The organism is Winogradskyella sp. SM1960 (assembly GCF_020179375.1).
GTDB lineage: Bacteria > Bacteroidota > Bacteroidia > Flavobacteriales > Flavobacteriaceae > Winogradskyella > Winogradskyella marina.
In genome coordinates this window covers 1-711 of sequence record NZ_JAICBG010000046.1, presented here as the reverse complement: position 1 = coordinate 711, position 711 = coordinate 1, and the positions used below count along the sequence as shown (strand labels likewise).

The 711-nt window shown below is 30.8% G+C and carries 1 pseudogene; it reads right to left on the bottom strand.

Annotation, left to right across the window (positions count from 1 at the left end):
* Positions 1-140 precede the first annotated feature (140 nt).
* Positions 141-711: pseudogene (locus K1X16_RS17910) on the bottom strand (hypothetical protein); the annotation flags it as partial.

The following is a 711-nucleotide window of genomic DNA, read 5'->3' as shown; positions in this document are numbered from 1 at the left end:
AACGGTTTTGTGTATGGTTAGTTGCGTGTTTAAGCAACTAATTTAGTAAACAAAAACGAACGCGAGAAAATTCCGAAGGAATTTTCCAAATAAGCAACGACCAAAGCAATTAATTATACACGGTGTTGGCAAATCGTATTTTAATCCACGTAGCCTTGATAATCGATTGTTTTCAGCGTGTCATTTTCAAATGCAAAAATAAAAACTGAAGTATTCTCTAAATCTCCAATTTTTATTAAATCAGATTGCAATTCCGTTTTTAATATATTTTCAAGTGTCTGTTTTTTTATTCCGATTTGGACTGAATCCAAAAACTTAAATTCAGGACTTCTTATTTTCGCTGAATAAATCCATTCTCTGTCCTGATAACGATAAGAATAAATTTCAGTCTTGTCAAAAGTCCGAGTTTTTATTGTGTCAGTTATTGATTTGTCGTGCGTATTGGTTTTCGGTTCAGTTTTTAAATCAAATTTTGAATTCAGAGCCAATTTATCTAATTCAGATTCCAGTTTTGACCTTAAACTATCAATTTCAAAGTACTGTTCTGGAATAGTAACTTTTTCAATCTTATTTTCCGTTTCAGCTTTTAATTCAGTCGTTGGTTTTTGTTCAACTTGTTCCGTTTTTTTAGTTTCCTTTTGCTTACAAGAAAACATAAAAATCAGAATTAAGATTGAAGTTAGTAGATGTCTTTTCATATGTTTGCCAACG